This is a genomic window from Cedecea sp. (assembly GCF_036500665.1).
In the GTDB taxonomy this organism is placed as follows: Bacteria; Pseudomonadota; Gammaproteobacteria; order Enterobacterales; family Enterobacteriaceae; genus Cedecea.
In genome coordinates this window covers 1-2237 of record NZ_DASYBS010000074.1, presented here as the reverse complement: position 1 = coordinate 2237, position 2237 = coordinate 1, and the positions used below count along the sequence as shown (strand labels likewise).

Annotated in this window: 2 protein-coding genes and 2 pseudogenes; 1 reads left to right on the top strand and 3 read right to left on the bottom strand. The window is 50.6% G+C overall.

Annotated elements, in window-relative coordinates; all coding sequences use genetic code 11:
* Positions 1 to 133 precede the first annotated feature (133 nt).
* Positions 134 to 874 (top strand): annotated as a pseudogene (locus tag VGM55_RS12240) (IS3 family transposase); the annotation flags it as partial.
* A 127-nt stretch (positions 875 to 1001) separates the two neighbouring features.
* Here VGM55_RS12240 and VGM55_RS12235 read toward each other — a convergent pair.
* From VGM55_RS12235 to VGM55_RS12225, 3 genes and pseudogenes are all read right to left on the bottom strand, one after another.
* The gene (locus VGM55_RS12235) at positions 1002 to 1301 is read right to left on the bottom strand and encodes a helix-turn-helix domain-containing protein (protein WP_331635608.1); all 300 of its coding nucleotides are present in this window, start codon (positions 1299 to 1301) and stop codon (positions 1002 to 1004) included.
* Positions 1302 to 1310: 9 nt separating this feature from the next.
* The gene (locus tag VGM55_RS12230; RefSeq protein ID WP_331635607.1) at positions 1311 to 1652 is read right to left on the bottom strand and encodes a type II toxin-antitoxin system RelE/ParE family toxin; all 342 of its coding nucleotides are present in this window, start codon (positions 1650 to 1652) and stop codon (positions 1311 to 1313) included.
* Between the two features lie 200 nt (positions 1653 to 1852).
* A pseudogene (locus VGM55_RS12225) lies at positions 1853 to 2107 on the bottom strand (Tn3 family transposase); the annotation flags it as partial.
* Between the last annotated feature and the right edge of the window lie 130 nt (positions 2108 to 2237).

Here is a 2237-nt window from a genome sequence, read left to right as displayed (position 1 = left end):
GACCCCAGCCATCATCAATCAGGAAGAGGAGCTTTGCAGGTCGGGGAATATACATGCGCGGGATTATAACGGGCTACGGTAGCTGAAAAAAGCGCCTTTCTGACAGCGCCTTAGCTCCCGCCGCAGGCGGGCTACTGTTCTCAGTGAGGCCTGGAATGCCAGTGGAGGCTCTGCCGGAGCCCGAAGTATCGCCACGATGGTAAGTGCCAGGGGCGTAAAGCTCGGGCGATGGCTGGCCGGGCGATTGATGAAGGAACTCAGTATCAGCAGTTGTCAGGTGCCTGCGCATAAATACAAACGCGGAGGCAGTGAGCATGTTGAAATCCCGAACCTTCTTGCCCGGCAGTTCGCCGTCACAGAACCAGATCAGTGCTGGTGTGGAGATGTGACTTATATCTGGACGGGAAAACAGTGGGCTTATCTCGCTGTGGTGCTGGAGCTGTTCGCCCGAAAACCGGTGGGCTGGGCGATATCGACCTCACCGGACTCAGACCTCACCATAAAAGCGCTTCAGATGGCGTGGGAGCTGCGAGGGCAACCATCAGGCGTGATGTTCCACAGCGATCAGGGGAGCCACTATACCAGCCGCAAGTATCGGCAGATGCTGTGGCGTTGCCGGATAACACAGAGTATGAGTCGCCGGGGAAACTGCTGGGATAACAGCCCGATGGAGCGGTTCTTCCGCAGCCTGAAGAGTGAATGGGTACCGGCGACGGGCTACAAAAGCTTAGGGGAAGCGAAGTCGGCCATAATCCGGTATATCACAGGGTATTACAGTGCTCTCCGGCCCCACTGGTATAACGGCGGCTTAACGCCAAATGAATCAGAGCGGCTGTTCCACGAACAGTCAGGTCCTGTGGCCAAAATTAGTTGACCACTACAGGCTTCCCTGGTGTTGGGTCTCTGGCCACCTCTCCTGTGCGCATGCGGGCACGGAGAGGGCTTTTTTAGAGAGTCAGACAATTGTAGAAGCCGCAATAAATACGGCTTATTAAAAATAATCAGATGTGGAAAGCTACGCGCTTCCCGGTGGGCAGGGTAATATCTATGCTTAATTCCCCGCCCAGCGCCACAACGTAGCGTTTAAGAGTAGAAAGACGGGGATCATTATCTGGCTGCTCAATCTTCGACAATGTAGGCTGTTTTACCCCCATCGCGGCGGCAAGCTCAGACTGCGAGATCTGCAATTCGTTACGCAGCTGGCTTAAAAGCACATCGCGGCGCATCTCTTCAACGCGTTCGGCAATGAGCTTTTGGCTTTCGGGGCTTTGCAGTGCCATCAATTCTTTTAAAGTGGACATGTGATTTCCTTACTTTGCCAGGTGCTCGGTAAACTCTTTATCAGCTAACTTGATCATATTTTTGTAAAACCGCTTTTCATTGAGTCCGGTCTTATCACCGGCACATAAAACAACGGCGTTACGCTTCGGATCAAACGCAAAGAAAGCTCTGATAGGATTACCAGCGTGTTGGACACGTAACTCCTTCATATTTGCATAATCAGAGTCATTAACAGTGTCAACATAGGGACGTCCCAGATGTGGACCAAATTCTTCCAGCAGATGCATTGCCGATAACATATCAATCTGTAAGGCCGGGGTTTGAGCCTTAAGCCAGTCATCGAAAGTATCCGTCGTCTCAACACTCCACATCAGCGATCCCTCATAGCTTATTTGCTATAGAAAATAATATTACCTATTTGCTATAATTTCAAGAAAAATGGCACTTTTTAACATAATGTACGTTATCGGCGCCACGCGTGTAGCTCCCATATTGGGGTTTGGGGAGCAGCGGAACAGTAAACGCCGTTAAGTGGTCAACTTAAATAGCCATTAATCTATTAATCAATAAATTATGCCTCTTCATTGAAAGCTCTCAGCTCACCCTTGCTGACGGATTCCGGCACTGTAAATGAATAGCGCCCCTGCATGTTGATATGCCCACACTGTAACGGTGAAAGTTTCTCAACGTCTGAATCCAGAACCGGATAGCCCTCACGCCTGAGCTGCTGAATTACTGCATCCATGTAAATCGTGTTCCACAGAACAATAATATTGAGCACCAGACCCAACGATCCAAGCTGATCTTCCTGGCCTTCACTGAACCGCCCCGGAAATCCTGGAGACTAAACTCCTTGAGAAAGAGGCAAACAGGATGACTAAAAATACGCGTTTTTCCCCTGAGGTCCGCCAGCGGGCCATCCGTATGGTTCTGGAGAGTCAGAACGAATACGACTC